Genomic DNA, 20,183 nt, shown 5'->3' on the forward strand with positions numbered 1-20,183 from the left:
TGAACCTCATGCGCCTACCTGCATCATCACAAGGCCCGTCGCGAGGACACCCGCCGCAATAATACGCCTGCGCCCAAAGCCTTCCTTCAGCAGGATTGCGCCCATTATGGCCGCAAAGACAACAGAGGTTTCTCTCAGCGCTGTCACGATCGCGGCATCTGTCAGTGTATAGGCATAGATTGCCATCCCATAGGACAACGTTCCGGCAACCCCGCCAATAAGCCCGGCCTTCCATTGCAGCCGCACCGCTTCGCGTATGCGGCCGTGTCTTTGCCACAGCGCCACCACCGTTACGCCAATCCAGTCGATCAGGAATAACCAGACAACAAACGTCATGGGAGTGGACATGGCCCGCGCGGCTTTTGTGTCGGCCACCGCATACATGCCGACCCCAAGCGCCGTCAGAGCTGCCCAAACCAGCGCCCTACGGTCCAGGCTGCGCCTGGAAGGATCACTCGCTGTTGGCAAGGCAAAGATAATTATCGCCAGGCTCGCCGCCAGCAAACCCAGCGTCTGCACAAAGCTAAGCCGCTCATGCAGTATGAAAGTCGCGAAGCATGCTGTCGCCAACGGAGCCAACCCGCGCATCACAGGAAATACAAGCGAGAGATCCCCCCGGTGGAGGGCGCGGACAAGGCAGAACTGATATGCCCAGTGCACGACCATGGAGATCGCAATCAGATGCCAGGTCTCCTTCGGCGGCAAAGGCACAAAGGGCACAAATGGAAGAACACTGATCGCCATAGCAACGGCGACAGTCATCCGCGCCGTCAGGACGTCCCCACCACGCTTCACCAGAACATTGGTCAAGGCAACCGTCACTGCGGAAAAGAGACACAGCGCAACAGGGAGGAGAGCAGACGACATTATGCGCGCCTATGCACCACTTCCTGCCCCGTGGGAAGGATTTGACTTAGGCCTCCTCGGGCCCATGATCGCCACAAAACACGGACAAAAAAGTGGAGGAAGAGATGGCGACGCATGATCTGGTTATACGAGGCGGCACAATTGTGGATGGCACCGGGGGGGAAACCTATGAAGCGGACGTTGCCATATCCGATGGCCTGATCGCTGAGATCGGAAGCGTACAGGCCCGCGGCATTGAGGAGATCGATGCGCGCGGACAAATCGTGACACCCGGCTTTGTCGACATCCACACCCATTATGATGGCCAGGCCGCATGGAGCGATACGATCAGCCCCTCTTCCCTGCACGGTATCACGACCGTTGTGATGGGAAACTGTGGCGTCGGCTTTGCCCCTTGCAAACCGGAAGACCATGACAGGCTTATCCGCCTGATGGAGGGCGTGGAAGATATTCCGTTCCCGGTCCTGTCAGAAGGCTTGCCATGGAACTGGACAAGTTTCCCGGATTATCTGGACAGCCTGTCATCGCGTCATTTCGATACAGACATCTGCGCGCAATTGCCTCATGCCGCGCTGCGCGTTTTCGTCATGGGAGAACGCGGTGCCAATCGTGAAGACGCAACCGAGGCAGATATTGCCCGCATGAAGGCGCTGACCACAGAAGCTATCAAGGCGGGCGCTATGGGCTTCTCCACCTCCCGAACGCTGAACCACCGGACCAGCGATGGTCAGCCCACCCCGACACTGACCGCCAGCGAAGCCGAGCTCACCGGCATCGCGCAAGGTGTGGCAGAGGCTGGCTCTGGCGTGTTGCAGTTTGTGTCTGACTTCAATGATCCGGAAAAAGAGGCCGCCATGCTGCGCCGAATTGTTGAGGCGAGCGGACGACCACTATCGGTTTCGCTTGCACAGGCCGATGTCGCGCCAGAAGGTTGGCGCAAATTGCTGGGGGCCATTGAAGCCGCCGTGGAGGACGGGCTTCCCATGCGGGCCCAGGTCGCGCCGCGTCCTGTGGGCGTGCTGCTCGGATTGGAACTCACCCTCAATCCGTTCAGTGCGCATCCCGCCTACCGGGAAATCGCAAACCTTCCCTTTGAGGCGCGTGTCGCTAAGCTCCGCGATCCAGACTATCGCGCACGTCTGCTGGCGGATGCCCCGGATACAGATAACCCATTCCTGAAAGTGATGCTGCGCAGCTTCGGCAAGATGTTCCAGCTGGACGAAACGGTAAACTATGAACCGACGCAGGACAGAACACTCGAAGCCATTGCCGCACAACGCAGTATCTCCCCGGAAGAGGCCGCGCTTGACCTGATGCTGGAACGCGAAGGCCGCGGCATGCTATACCTGCCCTTTCTGAATTATGCCGACGGAAATCTTGAGCCTTCACGCGAAATGATGCTTAGCCCGGCCACCCTGCCAGGCTTGTCAGATGGCGGGGCGCATGTCGGCATGATCTGTGATGGCTCTTTCACCACAACCATGCTGACCCATTGGGTGCGGGACCGGACACGTGGGGCCCGTGTGCCTTTGGAGCATATTGTTCACAGACAATCCCGTGCCACGGCACAATGGATCGGGCTGCATGACCGCGGGCTGATCGCTCCGGGATATCGCGCAGACCTCAACGTGATCGATCTGACGAACCTGAAACTCCACCTGCCGGAAGTGCGCTACGATTTGCCCGCAGGCGGTCGCCGCCTGATGCAACGCGCAGATGGTTACACTGCAACCATCCTGAAAGGCGTGATCACTCACCGTGATGGAGATCCCACCGGCACGAAACCCGGCCGCTTGGTACGCGGTGCACAGCATCTGGACGCCCCGGCCATGGCGGCTGAATAAGTTTTGTAAAGCACGCTTGACTGACAAGCTCACTTGTCATACTGTCAATGAAACTTGATAAACAGACAAGGAGCTTTGTCATGACTCAACGCGGATTTCGTACTGCCAAACGTCGCTACCATTATCTCTTCTGGCCTTTGATGGCCGCCTATACAGTGCTCGTGTTCGCGACCAGCTTTCTGGTCGACACCGATACAGCGCCCACCTGGCTGAAGGTGACCAGTGCTCTGGCAGTCACCTTGCCTCTGTTTGGTGTCCTCTACGCCATGCGGCGGCAGACAGAAGAAACTGACGAATATACGCGGATGCGCCAATTGCAGGCGATGCGCGATGGTGGCCTGATCACGGCAGGCTTCGCCTTTATGATCGGTTTCCTGCAGATCTTTGAAGTGGTCGACTTGATTTCGGTCTTCTGGTTCGGTCCGCTTTTCTTCATCAGCTACGGCCTGTCCTTCTGCACGCAGAATTTTGGAAAAGTGGTCTAAGTCAGATGAAGAACATCCTGAAGATACTACGAACGGAGAAAGGGTGGAGCCAGGCAGCCTTGGCGGAAAAACTCGACGTGTCCCGCCAATCGGTCAACGCCATCGAAACGGGGAAGTATGACCCATCCCTGCCACTGGCTTTCGCCATCGCCCGCCTTTTTGGCCGCCCCATTGAAGAAATCTTCGATGATGGAGTCGAACTTGCCAGCGCCGCAGAATAGGCGCCAAAGCAAAAAGCCGGTCATCAAAGTGACCGGCTTTTTTCTGTCTTCTATTCAGCGCCGACCAGGGCTTTCGAAAAGGCCTCGGCGCTGAAAGGACGAAGGTCTTCTGCCTTCTCACCAATCCCGATAAAGTGAATCGGCAGATCATGCGCTTCCGCAATCGCGACCAGCACACCGCCCTTTGCCGTACCGTCGAGTTTGGTCATGACCAGTCCCGTCACACCGGCAGTATTCCTGAACGCCTCAACCTGAGACAGGGCATTCTGGCCCACAGTCGCATCCAGAACCAGGATCACATCATGCGGGGCATCCGGATCAAGCTTGCGCGTTACACGGACGATCTTCTCCAGCTCCGACATCAGCTCTGACTTGTTTTGTAGGCGCCCAGCCGTATCGATCAGAACAAGATCCAGATCTTCCGCCTTCGCCTTTTCTATGGCCTCATAAACAAGCCCCGCAGCATCAGATCCGATCGGCTTTGACATAACCGGAATATCGGCGCGCTCACCCCACACGGTCAGCTGCTCAATGGCTGCGGCACGAAATGTATCGCCTGCCACAAGCAAGGCCTTCGCGCCCTGCTCCTTCAGCTTCGAGGCGATCTTGCCAATGGTCGTTGTCTTGCCGGAGCCATTCACGCCGACAAACATCACGATGCGCGGACGTGGCCCATCGGAGAAATCGACGACCTTTTCGCGCGGACGCATCACATCGGTAATTTCTTCGGCCAGCGCCAGACGAATTTCGTCTTCTGTAATTTCCTTGTCGAACCGCTCCTTGGCCAGATTGCCAGCCACTCGCATGGCAACTTTCGCGCCGAGGTCTGACGAAATCAGCAAGTCTTCCAGTTCTTCCAGCGTGTCATCGTCCAGCTTCCGGCGCCCGAAGACAGCCAGACCCGTTGTCAGGCGAGAGGATGACCGCGAGAGTCCAGTGCCAAGCTTCGCCATGAAGCCCGGATCATTGGCTTCCGCCTCCAGGGCCGCGCGGGCGGCGGCCTCGCGTTCTGCCCTCAGTCGTTCGGCTTCGCGGCGGTCTTCCAGAAGTTTCAGTTCGGCGGCGGCCTTGGCCTGGGCGGCTTCGCGCTCCTCCTTGGCCTTGCGGGCGCGCTCGGCTTCTTCTTCAAGGCGCTTGGCTTCGGCTTCATCGGCGCGGGCCTGTGCAGCCTCGCGGGCTTCATCAGCCTGGCGGGCTTCCTCTTCCAGCCGCTGCGCCTCTTCAGCCGCTTCTTTGGCTTCACGCGCCTGACGTTCTTCCCACGCCTTGTTTGCCTCGGCGACCTTTCGCTCGATCTCTTCCTTTTCGGCGGCGAGCCGTGCCTCTTCGGCTTCCTTGGCCGCAAGTTCCTCAGCCGACAGTTCTGGCGACTCCATCGCGGCGCCAGCCTGCTTCAGCTCTTCTTTTTTCTTCTTTTTTCCGAACCAGAGGATCATGCGGTCAGGGCTCCGATCAGCTGTTTACCGTCCTGCCCGACTATACGGGCACGCACCACACGTCCAGCTTCACCGGGATCGGCCTCGAACTGGACAGGCGTAAAATCTGGCAGGCGCGCAGATGTGCCGCGCTCAATCAGCGCGTCGACACTCCTGCCGTCATATTTGGAAAGATGCCTGGCGAGGGCCCCAGCGCCAATTTCGCGCAACCGCGCCGCACGCGCCTTTACCTCAGCCTTGGCGACTTGAGGCATTCGGGCCGCAGGGGTGCCGGGCCGCGGTGAATATGGAAAGACATGCAGGAAAGACAGGCCGCACTCTTCGACCAGACGAACCGAATTCTCAAAATGCGCCTCCGTCTCCGTCGGGAAGCCAGCAATGATATCCGCGCCAAACGCGATATCCGGACGAACTGAACGCAGCCTGTCCGTCAGCGCGATGGCATCGGCGCGGGAATGACGCCGCTTCATCCGTTTCAGGATCAGGTCATCCCCATGCTGCAGGGAAAGGTGCATAAATGGGGCGAGCCGCGGCTCTGCCATCGTCTCCATCAACGCATCATCAATCTCGATCGCATCGATGGAGGAAATGCGCAGCTGTTTAAGCTCCGGCACCAATTTCAGGATGCGCTGCACCAGATTGCCAAGCTGTGGTGTGCCCGGCAGGTCTGCGCCCCAACTGGTCAGGTCCACCCCCGTCAGAACGACCTCGTAATGCCCTGTCTCGACCAGGCGCCGCACCTGGCCGACCACTTCCCCGGCCGGGACTGACCGAGAATTTCCGCGGCCATAGGGGATAATGCAGAAGGTGCAGCGATGATCGCAGCCATTCTGCACCTGAACATAGGCCCGCGCACGGCCTTCCATCCCATCAATCAGATGGGCTGCCGTTTCCTGAACCGACATGATGTCGTTGACGCGTACTTTTTCATGGCCCCCCAGAAGCTCAGCTGGCTTCCAGGTATCGGCCTGCATCTTTTCATGATTGCCGATCACACGGGTGACTTCCGGCATCTTCGCGAACATGTCCGGATCAATCTGCGCGGCACATCCGGTCACCAGGATAGGTGCCCCTGGATTGTCCTTGGCTGCGCGGCGGATCGTCTGGCGGGCAGAGCGGACGGCTTCGGATGTGACCGCGCATGTATTGATGATCACCGCATCATTCAGGCCAGCTTCGGCCGCATGACCACGCATCACCTCGGATTCGTAGGTGTTCAAGCGGCATCCGAGCGTGATCAGCTGCGGGCTGGAAGGGGAGGCAGGCTTGGTCATGGCGATATCGTTCAGCGCACATCGCGCCTGTGAGCCAAGGAATCAAGGATTTACATCACAGCTGCCAAGAATGGACCAGGTCTCAAGCGAGAAACAGAAAACGATTACGCTTGCTGAAGCTGTAGCTTGTGAGTATATATTCACACACATATGGAGATTATCATGCTTTTACTCTTTGCGCCGGTCCCGTGTTTTCTTCTGTTAAGCGTAGGCACTTTCCTCGTCAGAAACAGGTTCTGGCTCTTTGCTTGGATAACCTATTCGGTAGTTCTAACCGCTAATGTCGCCCACTCTTTAGATGGCGTGATTGACGGCATGGCCTCTGGACCCTTGATTGCTTTAGTCATCATCCCGATGATTTTAGCAATCATCGCCAGCTTTATACCTGCTTTGATCCGGATAGAATCAAACGATGAGGTCGCGCTCACAAAGAGGAACCTGACCTTTCCTCTGGTATATGCGGTGATCGTCGGCGGCCTGTTTTTGCGATTTGCGAACGCGTTCTAAATCTCGGTCTCGAATTCCAGTTCCACCGGCCCGGTCATGTAAACTCGGTCGTCGCTTTCGCGCCATTCGATCAGCAATTCGCCGCCATCGACGATGACCTTCGCCTTGCGCCCGGTAAGCTTCGCGCGCGCCGCGCAGACAAGCGCAGCGCAAGCGCCGGTGCCGCATGCCCTGGTCAGGCCGGCTCCACGTTCCCACACCCGCAGACGAATGGTCTGGCGGTCAAGTACCTGCGCGAAACCGACATTTGTTCCTTCCGGAAAGGTCGGGTGCCACTCGACCAGCGGACCGAGAGCAGGAATGTCGTAATCATTCACATCATTTACGAAGAATACGGCATGCGGGTTGCCCATGGAGACGACGGCAGGACGGGACAGAATTGGGTTGTCCATCGGGCCGATTTTCACATCAACACCGCGGACATCCATTTTTTCTGAAAGCGGGATATCTTCCCAGCCCATCAAAGGCGAACCCATATCGACCGTGATGAGCCCGTTTTCTGCATTGAATGCCTTCAGCATGTCGGCTTCGGTCTGGATCGTCACCTGTGACTTGCCCGTCTCATCCAGCAACAATTTACCAACACAGCGTGTCGCATTTCCGCAAGCGGAGACCTCACTGCCATCCGCGTTCCAGATGCGCATGAAAACGTCGCGCGCGACATCCCGCTCCAAGGCGATGATCTGGTCAGCCTTCAAATCTTCGGCAATCTGGCGCACCTGGTCTGCACTCGGCACAAAGGAGGTCGAGCGTGCATCAAAAATGGCAAACGCGTTGCCAGCGCCATTCATCTTCCAGACTTTCATCGCATTGCCTTTAGTGTGTTTCCAGAAGGGGGGAAAGAAGAAGTTCGCCGCGCCTTACTTCGGCAGACCTACCGCTGCGACCCAGCCTGATATCTGGACCAGCAGGGCGAGCACGATGGCCCCGCCAATCAGCGGATGAGAGACAAACAGTGCCAGGGCCACGACACCAAAACACGCATAGTCCACAAGATCGCTCGACATCAGCCAGCCGCCAGCCTCACGCGCACGGCGTACCTCAAGCAGCGTCACCGTGCGCCAGACCCGGCCCATATCGGGTGGCCCGAATATTTCCTGAAGTCTTTTGGGATCCCGGATTCCCGTCATTTCCGCCAGATCTGTCGCCGTCGCCCGCCCTAATGCGATATTCCGCTTGCGGGCAGACGTTCCGACCAGGCTGACAATAGCTGACAGAACCACGGCGATGGCCATGGCAAACAGTGTGAAATCGTCAAAAGGCCCATACCCGCTCATGGCTGCTCATATAGGAAGCCGGAGCGCGCAGCGAAAGCGGCTTACCGCTTGCGCGGGATGGCGGTCCAATAGTCGAAGTCCAGCAAAACGCCACCAGCGTATTTGCCGTCCTCGCCCTTATAGGCGAAGGCTCCCGGATCCTGATCTTTCACGGCAACAAGGCGCAGGCGCAGCGCCCCCACCTTGTCTGAAAGCTCAGCGGTCTCCAGCACTTCACTCCAGGCATAGATCGTGTCACCCGCGAAGAGCGGGCTGACATGGCTGCCTGCATTGATGGCCAGCATGTGGCCAGCATTGGCGAGCCCATTGAAGGAGAGGGAACGGGCAATCGAAATCACGACGCCGCCATAGATCAGACGCTTGCCAAAGCGGCTGTCTTTCTGGCCATGGGCATCAAAATGCACCTTGGCTGTATTCTGGTAGAGGCGCGTCGCAATCTGATGCTCGGCCTCTTCCACAGTCATGCCATCGACGTGATTGATCTTTTCGCCGACCGCATAATCCTCAAACATGTATTCGCTGCCGGAAAGCGTCGCGTCCCAGCTGTCCATACCAGCAAACCCGGTCAATTCTGCGCCCGGCACGGCTTTCGGCAGTTCCGGGATTACGGTCTCTGGCGCAGCAGAACTCGCATCGCGCTTGTTCACCATCACCCAGCGGACAAAGGACATGACCTCCTCATCCCGTTGGTTGAAGCCATTTGTGCGAACCCAGACAACCCCAGTTTTGCCATTGGAATTTTCTTTCACGCCGATGACTTCCGACACTGTGCGCAGCGTGTCGCCCGGCATGACGGGCAAAGACATGCGCCCATCCGCATAGCCCAGATTGGCTACCGCATTCAGTGAAACGTCTGGCACGGACTTGCCAAAGACAACGTGAAACGCGTGAAGGGGATCGATCGGCAACCCGGGATAGCCCGCACCCTTGGCAAACTCGGCAGAGGAATACTGGACAAAACGCCCGCCGGTCAGCGCACGATACAGGGCGATGTCGCCTTCTGTCAGCGTCTGCGGCGTTGCGTGATTGAGTGGCATCCCAAGGGAAAAATCCTCGAAAAAATGCCCCGGATTGGATTTGGATGTGCTGGCCATGTGCCCCTCATTAGGATCGGGGCAATGTTTTGCCGGATCAGCTCCAGCCTTGCCCCACAAATGTATCGGCCATCACCTGCACTTGGCCGGCGGTAGAAATCAAGGCCGATGAGGCAAAAGGCGACACCAGGAGCACCATGATTGCGCCAACAATGACGCCGCCCATGATTTGCTGTTCGCGATTGTCACGCCATTCATCAAACATGCGCGGGCCAACCAGCATGTAAGGCAGTCCGAATGCGCAGAAAGCGGCGAAGGCGATGAAAAGCGCAGCGAGGATCAGTAACAACATCATGGTTACTGATATCCCACACAGATATTGCGCCTTCGCGTGAGAGATCGATCAAATTTCACCGAATCCGGCCTGAATTCACATGCTTCAGGCCGGATTCAGCCGGAATTAGACGAGTTTCAGGAGGTCTTCGATTGGGCGGCCCAGCACGGCCTTCTTGCCGACGATGCCGATCGGGCGCTGGATAATCTTCGGATTGGCCGCCATGGCCACGAAGATCGCCTCGTCGGACGTCGCGTCATCAATCCCAACGTCAGCGGCATTCTTGTCGCGCAGGAAGGCCCTTGGCGAAGATGCCCCCATCTTTTTGGCAATATCCTTCAGCTCATCCACGCTCAGCGCCTCTGAAGCGTTCATGTATTTGCGAATTTCCGGCTCGACGCCATTCTCCTCAAGTAAGGCAAGCCCTTTGCGGGATGTGCTGCAGCCTGAATGGTGAAGCAGAATATAGGTCATATCCATTCTCTCATGTTCACAGATACGGGGGATGTAAGGCGTTAGTCTTCGAATTCACGGATGGCTTCGTCCATGGCGACAGTCCGGCGCGCTTCATCCAGATGGAGCAGTTCGGTCATCTTGCCATTGACCTTCAGAACACCCTTGCCGGCGTTTTCCGGATCGGCAAACGCGTCGATCACGGCCTTAGCGTGTTCCACATCATGCGGGCTTGGCGCGAAAATGCGGTTGGCCGCAGCCAGCTGGGAGGGGTGGATCAGTGTCTTGCCGTCAAAGCCCATATCCCGGCCTTGCTCGCACTCGGCAATTAGACCGTCTTCATTCTTGATATCATTGTAGACACCGTCGATGGCGATGATGTCATAGGCCCTTGCCGCGGCAATGCTGAGGCCCAGCGCGGTCTGGAAGGCCAGTCGGTCCGGCGTCATGCGCGCGCGGTATTCCTTGGCCAAATCATTGGTGCCCATGACAAAGGTGGTGAGGCGTGTGCGGCCCACAGCCTCCGCAATGTCCTGAATATTGAGGATCGCCTTGGGCATTTCGATCATGACCCACAGGCCCATCGTGTCAGGGGCGCCTGCCCGGCTCATCGCATCATCAAGGCGGTCAATATCGCCGCCATCAATGACTTTCGGAGCAAGGATCGCATCCGCGCCGGCTTCAACGGCCATCTTCAAATCGGACTGCCCCCAGTCCGTGTCCAGGCCATTCATGCGGACCACAATCTCGCGATGCCCATATCCCCCAGCCTTAACAGCGGCGCGGATCGACTCGCGCGCGGCTTCCTTTGCCTCGGGGGCGACAGCATCTTCAAGGTCCAGGATCAACGTGTCGGCCGGCAGACCCTTGGCCTTTTCAAGGGCACGCTCATTGGCGCCCGGCATGTAGAGACAGGACCGACGGGGACGATGGTGCGACGTAGACATTGGCGGCAGCTTCCTTGACTGTTTGACGTGTGCGCGGGAAGGGGTGAACTGTCGAAACGCAAAGATCAAGAGCGCTAAAGGTCATCCTGAATGAGTGATTTCCCTATTTCCGGACACACAGATCCCGCTTTCTCCGCAGTGCGAGAGGTGTTTGAGGCCAATTTCGCAGACGGTGAGGAGCTTGGTGCCGGCTTCGCGGTCTACAAGGATGATGAGCTTGTTGTCTCACTGGTGGGCGGCTGGGCAGACCGGCAGAAGACAAGCCCCTGGAACGACCGCACCATTGTGCCAGTCTATTCCACAACCAAGGGTATCGCCGCCCTGGTCCTCGCCACTTTGGTAGAACGCCTTCCCGCCGGATACGAAACCCCTGTTTCCGAGGTCTGGCCGGAATTCGCCGCCAACGGCAAGGAAGCCGTCACGATTGGCGAGCTTGCCAGCCATCAGGCTGGCCTGCCCGGCTTTCCGGAAGAGATCGATCCAGAGCTCTGGCTGGACCCACCCGCCTGCGCCGCTGCGCTGGCAGACCTGGCCCCGATGTGGCCGCCGGGAACAGCGCATGGCTACCACCCACTCAGCTGGGGCTATCTCGTCGGAGAGATCGCCCGGCGCATCAGTGGCGAAACGCTTGGGACGACGCTGAAAACACTTTTTCCGGATCAGGACTTTTTCATCGGCACCCCCGCCACCGAACATGACCGCTGCGCCGATATCCAGCGACCCCGTGCCCTGGCAGACCTTGGCGAGATAAATGATGCAAGGCGCGCCGCCTTTGTCAGCAAATGGTCTGCGCCCAATCGCGGCGGTGCTATCTGGCGCGAGATCGAGATCCCCTCAGCAAATGGTCACGGCACGGCTGTTTCCGTCGCGGGCATCTACAACGCTTACACAAACAAGGGCTCCGGCCTGATGCAGCCCGGCACGTATGACGCCCTGACCGAAGCCCGCACACATGGCCCCGACCTTGTCCTGCCGATGATCACCAGCTTTGGCGCGGGCATCATGCACAATACGCATGGCCTGTTCGGGCCGGAACCGACCACGCTCGGCCATTCCGGCTGGGGCGGATCCATGGCGACCGCCGATACGCGCCATGGGCTGACCTGCGCCTATGTGATGAACAGGCAATCCAATGTGCTGGTGGGTGATCCGCGTGCGGTGCGTCTGGTCGAAGCTGTGTACGAGGCACTCTGACGCAATGCTTTCACATGTCGACTGGCCCGCTTTTCTAATCGCCATGGCAGCGGTTGAGCTGACGCCCGGCCCGAACATGGGCTGGCTGGCGGCCTTGTCGGCACAGCGTGGCCGACGCGTTGGGCTGACAGCTGTTGTCGGCGTGACGATAGGACTGTTCGTACAAATCCTGGCGGCGGCAACTGGTTTATCGGCTGCACTCTCTGAAATGCCGATCCTCTATGAAGGCCTCAGATGGGCTGGTGTAGCCTTCATGCTGTATCTCGCCGTCGAAGCCTGGCGCGATACCGGGATCGCCTCGCCACTGCAAAGAGACAGCTATGCCGGGTTCCGACGCGGGCTGATCGCCAATCTGCTGAATCCGAAGGCTCTAGTCTTCTATCTTGTGATCGTCGGTCAGTTTGCGAGCGAATCTGCCGGCCCGCTCTGGATACAGATCATTCTGCTCGGTCTGATCCATCTTGCCGTCGCGGTGACGGTCCATGTCGCCATCGTTCTTGCCGGAGACCGTCTGGGCGCAACGCTGGAGCGCTACCGCAAGGATGTATGGGTTCGCGGCGCTTTTGCTCTGACACTGGCCAGCATTGCCATCTGGATTGCCTTCTCGACCGGCCGGCCCAGCTGAGGCGTGGCACAAGGCTTGCGGAGGTGCCGTCAGGATATTCCCATCCTGAAACGACTTCGCCCCGGTCCGTCAAAAGACCGGGGCTTATTTTTTATCAGGCAATACGCGCGGCGCGCGCCAGTCGTCTGGCCTTGGCTTCGCCCATCACGCTGTCAGATGTGAAGATGATCAGCGCCAGCCAGATGAAACCGAAGGCGACACCATGCGTCCAGCTGAACGCCTCGCGAAACACAAGTGTGGCAATCAGGAACTGAAGCGTAGGGCCAATATATTGCATCATGCCAAGTGTTGAGAGCTTCAGACGTCGCGCTGACAAGGCAAACAGGATCAGCGGCACGGATGTGATCGGACCTGCCGCCATCAGCAGAACGACGTCCCATCCACCATCTCCCATCAGCGTATTGCCGGGCTGAGACGAAAACCAGCCAAGCCAGGTCAGCGCCAAAGGCGCCAGCAGCGCGATCTCCACAAGAAACCCGGCCCGGCTGTCGACAGCAACCTGCTTGCGAATGAGCGAGTAGATCGCGAAAGTCACACACAGGAACAAGGCGACCCATGGCACATGACCATATGCCATCGTCATGATCCCGACGCCAATGGTCGCCAGAACGACCGCAACCCATTGCGCCTTGCGCAGGCGCTCGGAGAAAATGAACATGCCGAACAGCACATTCACCAACGGATTAATGTAATAGCCAAGAGAGGCCTCAACCGTGCGGTTGACGTGCACGGCCCAGATATAACAGGCCCAATTTGCGCCGATCAGCAGGCCCGAAATAGCCAGCCAGCGAACATTTTGCCATTGGAAGGCAACGCGGACATCGCGCCACTTGGCGGCGACAGCGATCAGGATCAGAGCTGTTGGAACAGACCAGACAATGCGCTGCGCCAGCAATTCCGTGGCGCTGATATGGTCCATCAGCCGGATGTACAGCGGCAGACTGCCCCAGATGAAATAGGCCCCCAGGCCAGCGAAAAATCCAAGGCGTGTCTCAGCGTTCATGCGGCAACGCTCTATCTGCCGTTGTTGCTCGGCACTACCCCTTTTTTCTCACTCAATGAAATAGCCCAGCTCCCTTGGGAGCTGGGCTATTCAAAATCATGCAACATATGTCAGGTGAAGAAGACGCCTGACACCTAGTTCGTTGTGACCGGTTGCTTTTCGGGTTTCAGCACACCGCGATTAAGCAGCTCTTCGGCAATCTGCACCGCGTTCAACGCCGCGCCTTTGCGGAGATTGTCCGAGACACACCAGAACATGATGCCATTCTCGACGGTCGGGTCCTTACGCACGCGGGAAATGTAGGTCGCCCAGTCACCAACGCATTCTTTCGGCGTAATGTAGAGGTCTTCCTTCGGATCATCGACCAGCATGATGCCGGGGCTCTCGCGCAGGATTTCTCTTGCCTTCGCAGCCGTCATCGGCGCTGCCAGCTCAACATTCACCGCTTCGGAGTGACCGACAAAGACGGGCACCCGCACACAAGTCGCCACCAGCTCGATGGACTCGCCGAGGATCTTCTTGGTCTCGACGCGCATTTTCCACTCTTCCTTGGTGAAGCCGTCATCCATGAACACGTCGATCTGCGGGATCACGTTGAACGCGATTTCCTTCTGGAAGATTTCCGGGGTCGGCTCGTCATTGACGAACACGCCGCGCGTCTGGTTCCACAACTCGTCCATGGCGTCCTTGCCGGCGCCGGAAACGGACTGATAGGTCGAACACACCACGCGCGTAATGCCGACAGCGTCATGCAGAGGCTTCAGCGCCACAACCAGCTGCGCCGTGGAGCAGTTGGGGTTGGCGATGATCATCTTTTTCTCATAGCCCATGACGGCTTCGCCGTTGCACTCAGGCACGACCAGCGGCACGTCCGGGTCCATCCGCCACGCGGAAGAGTTATCGATCGTGATGGCGCCCGCCTTGGCGATCTTCGGACACCACTCCTTGGACGCGGCGCCGCCAGCCGACATCAGAACGAGGTCGACCTGGGAAAAATCAAAATCCTCAATAGCATGGCATTTAAGCGTCTTGTCCCCGTACGAAACTTCCTTGCCGATGGAACGGCGCGATGCCACGGCGAAAACTTCGTCTGCCGGGAACATGCGCTCGTCCAGAATGTTCAGGAGTTCGCGTCCCACATTACCTGTGGCGCCAACAACTGCGATCCGAGTAGCCATGATATTCCTGCTCCTAAAATGAAGTGGGGCTTATGACGCATCTTTGCATGTTACGAAAGCCTGTTGCTAAAGTGTCGCTGCTAAGGCAGACCAAAAACAACACAAACTCTGGAGGTTGCCGTCGTGCTAGATGACGTGATCAACCGTTACATCGCCAGTTACAACGCCCGCGACATCGACGGAATGCTCGATTGCGTGACGGAAGATGTTGTCTTCGAAAACATCTCCAACACGGGTCAATCCATGCGCCTTGATGGCAAGGACATGATGCGCCAAGTGGCCGAATTGTCCGGTAATGCCTTTACTTACCGGCGGCAAAGACTGGTGAACATCGTCTCCGGCGCGGGCAAAGCCGCGGCTGAAATCGAATTTGAAGGCAAGGCCGCCGTGGATCTTCCAAACGGCATCCGCTCCGGTGAGACCGTTAAAGTGCGCGGGGCCAGCTTTTTTGAATTCCGCGGAAACCTGCTCTGCCGCATTGCGGACTATAGCTAGGCGCGATGCAGCAAGCGCTGGATTTTCTCGCAGAGACACGCGCCCTCGGTGATCTTATCGCGCCGCTTGAAGACGCGGACTATCTTCAGAAGACCGGCTTCAAGGCGTGGACCATTGATATGGTACTCCGTCATTTGCATTTCTGGAACAAGGCCGCCCTCTATTCCCTGAAAGACGAAGCAGCATTCCATACTCTCGTTTCGGATTTGATGAGCGCGCTGAAGGCCGGTTCGCTGACTGAAAAGGAAGCAGCGCATTTCGATGGCCTGTCGGGCAAAGCACTGCGCCAAGACTGGCTACAACTGGCCGAGGAGACCGCAGATGCCTTCGCTGAGGCAGATCCAAGTCAGCGCCTCGCCTGGGTCGGCCCTTCGATGAGCTCACGGTCTTCCATCACGGCGCGCCTGATGGAGACATGGGCACATGGTCAGGAAGTATACGATCAGCTAGGCATTGTCCGGCAAAATGAAGACCGGATACGGAATATCGTCGTGCTGGGCGTCAACACCTACGGCTGGACTTTTCTGAACCGCAAGGAAGACGTCCCCCAGCCCATGCCACATCTTGTGCTAACTGCCCCCTCCGGAAAGATCTGGACTTATGGGGATGAGAGCACCGCCGAACGCATTGACGGCACTGCCGAAGAGTTCTGCCAGGTCGTCACGCAGACTCGCAATATTCAGGACACGAACCTGAATGTGCAGGGCAGCAAGGCAAACGCCTGGATGGAAAAGGCCCAATGCTTTGCGGGCCCGCCGCAGGACCCGCCTGCGCCCGGCACCCGCAAAACAAGGGAAAAACCCTAAAGCGCTGCGATGATCGCGTCTGTCATTTCGCGGGTACTCAGCTCACCGCCGAGATCTTTCGTGCGCGCGCCCTTGTCCAGCGCAACGCCCACAGCGGCAAACAGTGCGTCGGCAACTTTCGCGCGGCCTAGAGACCAGCGCAGCGCCATTTCAAAGGACAGAATTGCCGCGCATGGGTTTGCGATGCCTTTGCCCGCGATATCCGGCGCAGAACCATGGACTGGCTCATACAGGCCGGGCGTGCCTTCTGCGCCAAGAGAGGCAGACGGCAGCATGCCGATGGAACCGGTCAGCATGGCGGCTTCATCGGACAGGATGTCTCCGAACAGATTGTCTGCCAGGATCACATCAAATTGTTTCGGTGCACGGACAAGCTCCATGGCGCACGCATCCGCATACATGTGGGAAAGATCTACACCTGCGCCCAGCTCAGCATGCGCGAGCGTCACTTCCTGACGCCAGAACAGACCGGAATCCATGACGTTGGATTTCTCGACAGAGCAAACGCGGCCAGAGCGGCCACGAGCAATCTCGAAGGCAACGCGAGTCACGCGTTCGATTTCAGGGTGCGTATAAATGGCTGTGTCATACCCGCGGCGCAGCCCACCCTTCTCATCAATGCCGCGCGGCGTGCCGAAGTAAACGCCTCCGGTCAGCTCACGGACAATCATGATGTCCAGGCCTTCAACCACTTCAGGTTTCAGGCTGGATTCGCTGACCAGTGCAGGAAAGCAGAAAGCCGGGCGAAGATTGGCAAACACATCAAGACCCTTGCGCAGTGCCAGCAAACCCGCCTCGGGGCGTTTGTCGCGCGCCGTGCCAACCCATTTCGGGCCGCCAACAGCGCCCAGCAGAACAGCGTCAGAAGCCAGCGCGCGCTTCAAGGTCTCATCCGTCAGCGGCGTGCCATGCGCATCATAGGAGGCGCCGCCGACAAGCCCTTCTTCAATCTGCAGATCCGGCGCGAGCAAATCCACCAGCCGCGTCACCTCGGCGATAACTTCCGGGCCAATTCCGTCACCGGGCAGCAGCAAAAGGGTCTGTTTCACGTCTTACACTCCACTGAGTTTGGGCCTGCGCCGCCAACAGGCACAGCTATTTGCGGTTTCTAGTAACGGGGGGACCGCGTCAGCGCAACGGGGTAGGCCGGAATGGTCACGCGTCAGATCGGCTCAGCATCGGCCTCATAAAGGCGAAGCGAGCGGTCTGTAATACCGAGAGCAGGGAAAGACTGACGCCACTTTGCCATGTGAGACGTCTTGAAATGCGCCTCAAGAGCGGCGCGGCTTTCCCATCTTTCTGTCACGCGCACAAGGCCCGGATCGACAAGATCGAAAGCATAAGCGTAATCGATACAGCCCTCTTCGGCGCGGCTGGCCGACACCATGGCAAGCATTGCAGGCCTCGCCGCATCAATATTCGCGACGGGCAGTCGCACCGTGCCCTCAATGACGATCATGACTGTGACGGGTTCTTTTCGTCTGCATCCTCAGTCTTATCATCTGCAGGGGCCTTCTTGGCCGGCAGTTTGACATTCACTTCCGGCTTTGTGCTGAACGGGTCTGTATGGCAGGCGCTCAGCGCCCCCAGCAGAAACAGCCCCGCAACAAGGCCTGTCAGTTTCCGCATCTGCCTTGCCTCCTGCACACGTTTACTGGGCTGGCTCCAGCCAGGGTTTGGTCAGCTTGCGCTCGGCTTCAAAGGCATCAATCCGGGAGGCAGCGGTCAGCGACGCGCCAATCTCATCCAGACCGGCCATCAGATTCGCCTTGCGACCTTCATCGACCTCAAAACCATAGCTTTCGCCATCCGGCCCTGTGACGGTCTGCGCTTCCAGATCCACCGTAAACACATGGTTCGAACCACCCGCCTGTTCCGCCAGCTTCTGGCAGACGTCTTCCGGCAGACAGACCGGCAGGATGCCGTTCTTGTAGCAATTATTGTGGAAGATATCGGCAAAGCTCGGTGCGATCACGCAGGTGATCCCCTGATCCAGTAGCGCCCAGGGTGCGTGCTCGCGAGAGGAGCCGCAACCGAAATTCTTGCCCGCGATCAGAATGCTGGCCGTCGCATATTCCGGACGGTTCAGTACGAATTCAGGGTTTTGCGAGCCATCTGACAGGGTTTTCAGTTCGTGAAACAGCCCCTTGGAGAGGCCTGTGCGTTCCGTTGTCTTCAGGAACTGTTTCGGGATGATCATGTCGGTGTCGACATTCGACATCGGCTTGCCCTTCTCCAGCAGAGGGGCCGCCGTTCCGGTCAATTGAACAAATGCTTTCATGGGGACGTGTCCTATCCTGAAGTGTGTGCGATGAACAGGGTGGGAACCCCCATTGTGCCGTCGCGCACCGTGAAAACCGCGGAGCCGGGTTTGCGCCCCTTGCGCAGCTCCGAAACATTGAATCCGGCTTCAGATAGCCGGTCATGCGCCGCCTGCAAATCCTCCACCTGCCAAGTCAGGCCCCAGATCCGGTCAACAGCCTCAGGATCATGCGCTTCGCCCAACCGGTGGATCACTTCAAAGGTCAGCCCGCCTGTGCGGAAGAACAGAAACCGCGTCTTCCACTCTTGCCTGGTCCGGTCGAGCGCCAGATCGAGGCCGATCCGCGCACCATAGAGGCCGAGAGCCCTGTCAGGATTCGGCGTATCAATGACGATATGGTCCAGGGAGACTGCCTGTCCGGCCTCAGCAGGCAGCACCGGAAGAGGTGCATCCGGAGCGATGACGAATACTTTGACGCCAGCAGTCTCCGCATCCGAACAGCGAAAACGGCTCCATTTGCGCGTTTTTCCGTCGATTTCGTTTGTACTGCCCCCCTCGCTGATCTCATCAGGCTTCAGGCCCCGGCGGGTCAGCTTGTGATGGGCAAAGCCAATATCTTCCGTTCCGAAGGCAAGGCTCTTCAGCCCCGGCCCCTCTTCCGTGATGATCTCCCGCAGGCGATCTGCCACCGGGCCGTCACCGTCCGGAGCCATCAGCTCAAGCGCAGTGTTCGCGACACGAAAGATCGCCGTGGCCGCGCCATCTGACGAAGCACGCCAGTCCGGCTGCCGCCCCAACAAGGCCGAATAGACGCCCGTGGCTGCCTCTATCTCCGGGCAAACCAGCACAAAATGGTCGAGACCTGTAATCATGCGGTCAGATTACAGTCCGTCAAACAGCGCTGTCGAGACATACCGCTCCGCAAAGCTCGGCAGGATGGCGACAAGTGTTTTGCCTTCCATCTCGTCGCGCTGGCCGATCTTCACGGCCGCCGCTGCTGCCGCGCCAGAGGAGATGCCGCCCGGAATGCCTTCCAGCATGGCCAGTTTGCGGGCGGTGGCGAAGGCCTCATCATTCGATACTTTCACCACTTCATCCAACAGCGATGTATCGGCATTGTCTGGAATGAAGCCTGCGCCGATCCCCTGTATCATGTGCGGCCCCGGCGCTCCGCCAGACAGTACCGGGCTGCCCTCCGGTTCCACGGCATACATTTTCAGCTCTGGCTTGCGCGTCTTCAGCAGTTTGCCACACCCCGTAAATGTGCCGCCCGTGCCAATTCCGGCGATCACAGCATCAACAGCGCCGTCTGTATCGGTCCAGATTTCCTCGGCCGTCGTCACTTCGTGAATGGCGGGGTTTGCCGGATTGTCGAACTGGCTGGGCATGACTGCGCCATCCGTTGCCTCAAGAATCTCCTGGGCCTTGGCGATGGCGCCGCCCATGCCTTTTTCCTTGGGCGTCAGTTCAAGTTCCGCACCCAGATAGGCGAGCATGCGCCTCCGCTCGATCGACATGGATTCCGGCATGGTCAGGATCAGGCGATAGCCCCGGCTGGCCGCCACAAAGGCCAGCGCGATACCCGTATTGCCTGAGGTTGGCTCCACAAGTGTTCCGCCGGGCTTCAGCTTTCCGGTCGCCTCCAGCTGCAGGATCATGTTCAGGCCGATCCGGTCCTTCACGCTCGCCAGCGGATTGAAGAATTCGCACTTGAAGAGAAGGGTCGCCTTCACGCCCTCAGACTCGGCGAATTTGGGCGCGGCCACCAGCGGCGTTGCCCCCACAGTGTCAAGAATGGACGCATAGGTCCGCCCGCGCGGACCGTCCAGCGTTACGTCACCGGGAAGAGAAACAGTTCCAGCCATCAGGATCTCCATGATCTGGGTTACATTTTGGCCGGACTATCCTCTCCTGCTGCCAGTGAGGCAACTTAAAGCTCG

General features: G+C 58.4%; 25 protein-coding genes. 8 read left to right on the forward strand and 17 right to left on the reverse strand.

What is annotated here, in order from left to right; genetic code table 11:
* Window positions 1-6: 6 nt before the first annotated feature.
* Window positions 7-867, reverse strand: coding sequence for a DMT family transporter (locus tag HY29_RS04535; RefSeq protein ID WP_034793064.1), 861 nt, complete (start codon window positions 865-867; stop codon window positions 7-9).
* Between the two features lie 104 nt (window positions 868-971).
* On the opposite strand from HY29_RS04535, the gene HY29_RS04540 reads away from it, so the two are divergent.
* From HY29_RS04540 to HY29_RS04550, 3 genes are all read left to right on the forward strand, one after another.
* The gene (locus HY29_RS04540; RefSeq protein WP_034793066.1) at window positions 972-2,711 is read left to right on the forward strand and encodes an N-acyl-D-amino-acid deacylase family protein; all 1,740 of its coding nucleotides are present in this window, start codon (window positions 972-974) and stop codon (window positions 2,709-2,711) included.
* Window positions 2,712-2,791: 80 nt separating this feature from the next.
* Window positions 2,792-3,196 carry a hypothetical protein gene (locus HY29_RS18275; RefSeq protein WP_051601131.1) on the forward strand — a complete coding sequence of 135 codons (405 nt, stop codon included), beginning with the start codon at window positions 2,792-2,794 and terminating at the stop codon, window positions 3,194-3,196.
* Window positions 3,197-3,201: 5 nt separating this feature from the next.
* The gene (locus tag HY29_RS04550) at window positions 3,202-3,417 is read left to right on the forward strand and encodes a helix-turn-helix transcriptional regulator (protein WP_034793068.1); all 216 of its coding nucleotides are present in this window, start codon (window positions 3,202-3,204) and stop codon (window positions 3,415-3,417) included.
* Window positions 3,418-3,467: 50 nt separating this feature from the next.
* Here the strand turns inward: HY29_RS04550 and ftsY are convergent, their stop codons facing one another.
* On the reverse strand, window positions 3,468-4,853 hold the full coding sequence (gene ftsY / locus HY29_RS04555; protein WP_034793071.1) for a signal recognition particle-docking protein FtsY: 1,386 nt from the start codon (window positions 4,851-4,853) through the stop codon (window positions 3,468-3,470).
* On the reverse strand, window positions 4,850-6,127 hold the full coding sequence (gene mtaB / locus HY29_RS04560; RefSeq protein ID WP_034793074.1) for a tRNA (N(6)-L-threonylcarbamoyladenosine(37)-C(2))-methylthiotransferase MtaB: 1,278 nt from the start codon (window positions 6,125-6,127) through the stop codon (window positions 4,850-4,852). The genes ftsY and mtaB overlap by 4 nt, the downstream gene beginning before the upstream one ends.
* A 162-nt stretch (window positions 6,128-6,289) precedes the next feature.
* Here mtaB and HY29_RS04565 point away from each other — a divergent pair, with 162 nt between their 5' ends.
* Window positions 6,290-6,634, forward strand: a complete 345-nt coding sequence (locus HY29_RS04565; protein ID WP_155838202.1) for a hypothetical protein — start codon at window positions 6,290-6,292, stop codon at window positions 6,632-6,634.
* On the opposite strand, the gene dapF is transcribed toward HY29_RS04565, so the two are convergent.
* From dapF to HY29_RS04595, 6 genes are all read right to left on the reverse strand, one after another.
* A complete protein-coding gene (gene dapF / locus HY29_RS04570) occupies window positions 6,631-7,440 on the reverse strand; it encodes a diaminopimelate epimerase (protein WP_034793080.1) in 810 nt (269 codons plus the stop codon). The genes HY29_RS04565 and dapF overlap by 4 nt on opposite strands.
* Before the next feature lie 54 nt (window positions 7,441-7,494).
* Window positions 7,495-7,911: a hypothetical protein gene (locus HY29_RS04575; RefSeq protein ID WP_034793083.1), complete on the reverse strand. Its 417-nt coding sequence runs from the start codon at window positions 7,909-7,911 to the stop codon at window positions 7,495-7,497.
* A gap of 41 nt (window positions 7,912-7,952) precedes the next feature.
* The gene (locus tag HY29_RS04580) at window positions 7,953-9,005 is read right to left on the reverse strand and encodes a MaoC family dehydratase (protein WP_034793086.1); all 1,053 of its coding nucleotides are present in this window, start codon (window positions 9,003-9,005) and stop codon (window positions 7,953-7,955) included.
* A gap of 37 nt (window positions 9,006-9,042) precedes the next feature.
* The gene (locus HY29_RS04585; protein ID WP_034793089.1) at window positions 9,043-9,300 is read right to left on the reverse strand and encodes a hypothetical protein; all 258 of its coding nucleotides are present in this window, start codon (window positions 9,298-9,300) and stop codon (window positions 9,043-9,045) included.
* 105 nt (window positions 9,301-9,405) lie between these two features.
* Window positions 9,406-9,753: an ArsC/Spx/MgsR family protein gene (locus tag HY29_RS04590; protein WP_034793277.1), complete on the reverse strand. Its 348-nt coding sequence runs from the start codon at window positions 9,751-9,753 to the stop codon at window positions 9,406-9,408.
* 41 nt (window positions 9,754-9,794) lie between these two features.
* Window positions 9,795-10,679 carry an HpcH/HpaI aldolase/citrate lyase family protein gene (locus HY29_RS04595; RefSeq protein WP_034793093.1) on the reverse strand — a complete coding sequence of 295 codons (885 nt, stop codon included), beginning with the start codon at window positions 10,677-10,679 and terminating at the stop codon, window positions 9,795-9,797.
* A 90-nt stretch (window positions 10,680-10,769) separates the two neighbouring features.
* Here HY29_RS04595 and HY29_RS04600 point away from each other — a divergent pair, with 90 nt between their 5' ends.
* On the forward strand, window positions 10,770-11,873 hold the full coding sequence (locus HY29_RS04600; protein ID WP_034793097.1) for a serine hydrolase domain-containing protein: 1,104 nt from the start codon (window positions 10,770-10,772) through the stop codon (window positions 11,871-11,873).
* A gap of 4 nt (window positions 11,874-11,877) precedes the next feature.
* On the forward strand, window positions 11,878-12,498 hold the full coding sequence (locus tag HY29_RS04605) for a LysE family translocator (protein WP_034793100.1): 621 nt from the start codon (window positions 11,878-11,880) through the stop codon (window positions 12,496-12,498).
* Window positions 12,499-12,592: 94 nt separating this feature from the next.
* On the opposite strand, the gene rarD is transcribed toward HY29_RS04605, so the two are convergent.
* Together rarD and HY29_RS04615 are read right to left on the reverse strand one after the other, a co-directional pair.
* Window positions 12,593-13,501, reverse strand: a complete 909-nt coding sequence (gene rarD, locus HY29_RS04610) for an EamA family transporter RarD (RefSeq protein ID WP_034793104.1) — start codon at window positions 13,499-13,501, stop codon at window positions 12,593-12,595.
* Window positions 13,502-13,635: 134 nt separating this feature from the next.
* Window positions 13,636-14,679 carry an aspartate-semialdehyde dehydrogenase gene (locus HY29_RS04615; protein WP_034793112.1) on the reverse strand — a complete coding sequence of 348 codons (1,044 nt, stop codon included), beginning with the start codon at window positions 14,677-14,679 and terminating at the stop codon, window positions 13,636-13,638.
* 123 nt (window positions 14,680-14,802) lie between these two features.
* On the opposite strand from HY29_RS04615, the gene HY29_RS04620 reads away from it, so the two are divergent.
* Both HY29_RS04620 and HY29_RS04625 read left to right on the forward strand, forming a co-directional pair.
* Complete coding sequence (locus tag HY29_RS04620) at window positions 14,803-15,174, forward strand: nuclear transport factor 2 family protein (RefSeq protein ID WP_034793115.1); 372 nt, start codon at window positions 14,803-14,805, stop codon at window positions 15,172-15,174.
* 5 nt (window positions 15,175-15,179) lie between these two features.
* On the forward strand, window positions 15,180-15,980 hold the full coding sequence (locus HY29_RS04625; protein ID WP_034793117.1) for a TIGR03084 family metal-binding protein: 801 nt from the start codon (window positions 15,180-15,182) through the stop codon (window positions 15,978-15,980).
* Here HY29_RS04625 and leuB read toward each other — a convergent pair.
* The 6 genes from leuB to cysK form a co-directional block, all read right to left on the reverse strand.
* A complete protein-coding gene (gene leuB / locus HY29_RS04630) occupies window positions 15,977-17,029 on the reverse strand; it encodes a 3-isopropylmalate dehydrogenase (protein ID WP_034793120.1) in 1,053 nt (350 codons plus the stop codon). The two genes, HY29_RS04625 and leuB, sit on opposite strands and share 4 nt — an antisense overlap.
* Window positions 17,030-17,142: 113 nt before the next feature.
* Window positions 17,143-17,439: a putative quinol monooxygenase gene (locus HY29_RS04635; protein ID WP_034793123.1), complete on the reverse strand. Its 297-nt coding sequence runs from the start codon at window positions 17,437-17,439 to the stop codon at window positions 17,143-17,145.
* On the reverse strand, window positions 17,436-17,609 hold the full coding sequence (locus tag HY29_RS19150; RefSeq protein WP_155838203.1) for a hypothetical protein: 174 nt from the start codon (window positions 17,607-17,609) through the stop codon (window positions 17,436-17,438). The genes HY29_RS04635 and HY29_RS19150 overlap by 4 nt, the downstream gene beginning before the upstream one ends.
* A gap of 22 nt (window positions 17,610-17,631) precedes the next feature.
* Entirely contained in the window at window positions 17,632-18,261 is a 630-nt protein-coding gene (gene leuD / locus HY29_RS04640) for a 3-isopropylmalate dehydratase small subunit (protein ID WP_034793134.1), read from the reverse strand.
* An 11-nt stretch (window positions 18,262-18,272) separates the two neighbouring features.
* Window positions 18,273-19,115 carry a VOC family protein gene (locus tag HY29_RS04645; RefSeq protein ID WP_034793136.1) on the reverse strand — a complete coding sequence of 281 codons (843 nt, stop codon included), beginning with the start codon at window positions 19,113-19,115 and terminating at the stop codon, window positions 18,273-18,275.
* A gap of 9 nt (window positions 19,116-19,124) precedes the next feature.
* Entirely contained in the window at window positions 19,125-20,108 is a 984-nt protein-coding gene (gene cysK / locus HY29_RS04650; protein WP_034793280.1) for a cysteine synthase A, read from the reverse strand.
* Between the last annotated feature and the right edge of the window lie 75 nt (window positions 20,109-20,183).

Origin of the sequence: Hyphomonas beringensis, assembly GCF_000682755.1 — a bacterium.
Taxonomy (GTDB): domain Bacteria; phylum Pseudomonadota; class Alphaproteobacteria; order Caulobacterales; family Hyphomonadaceae; genus Hyphomonas; species Hyphomonas beringensis.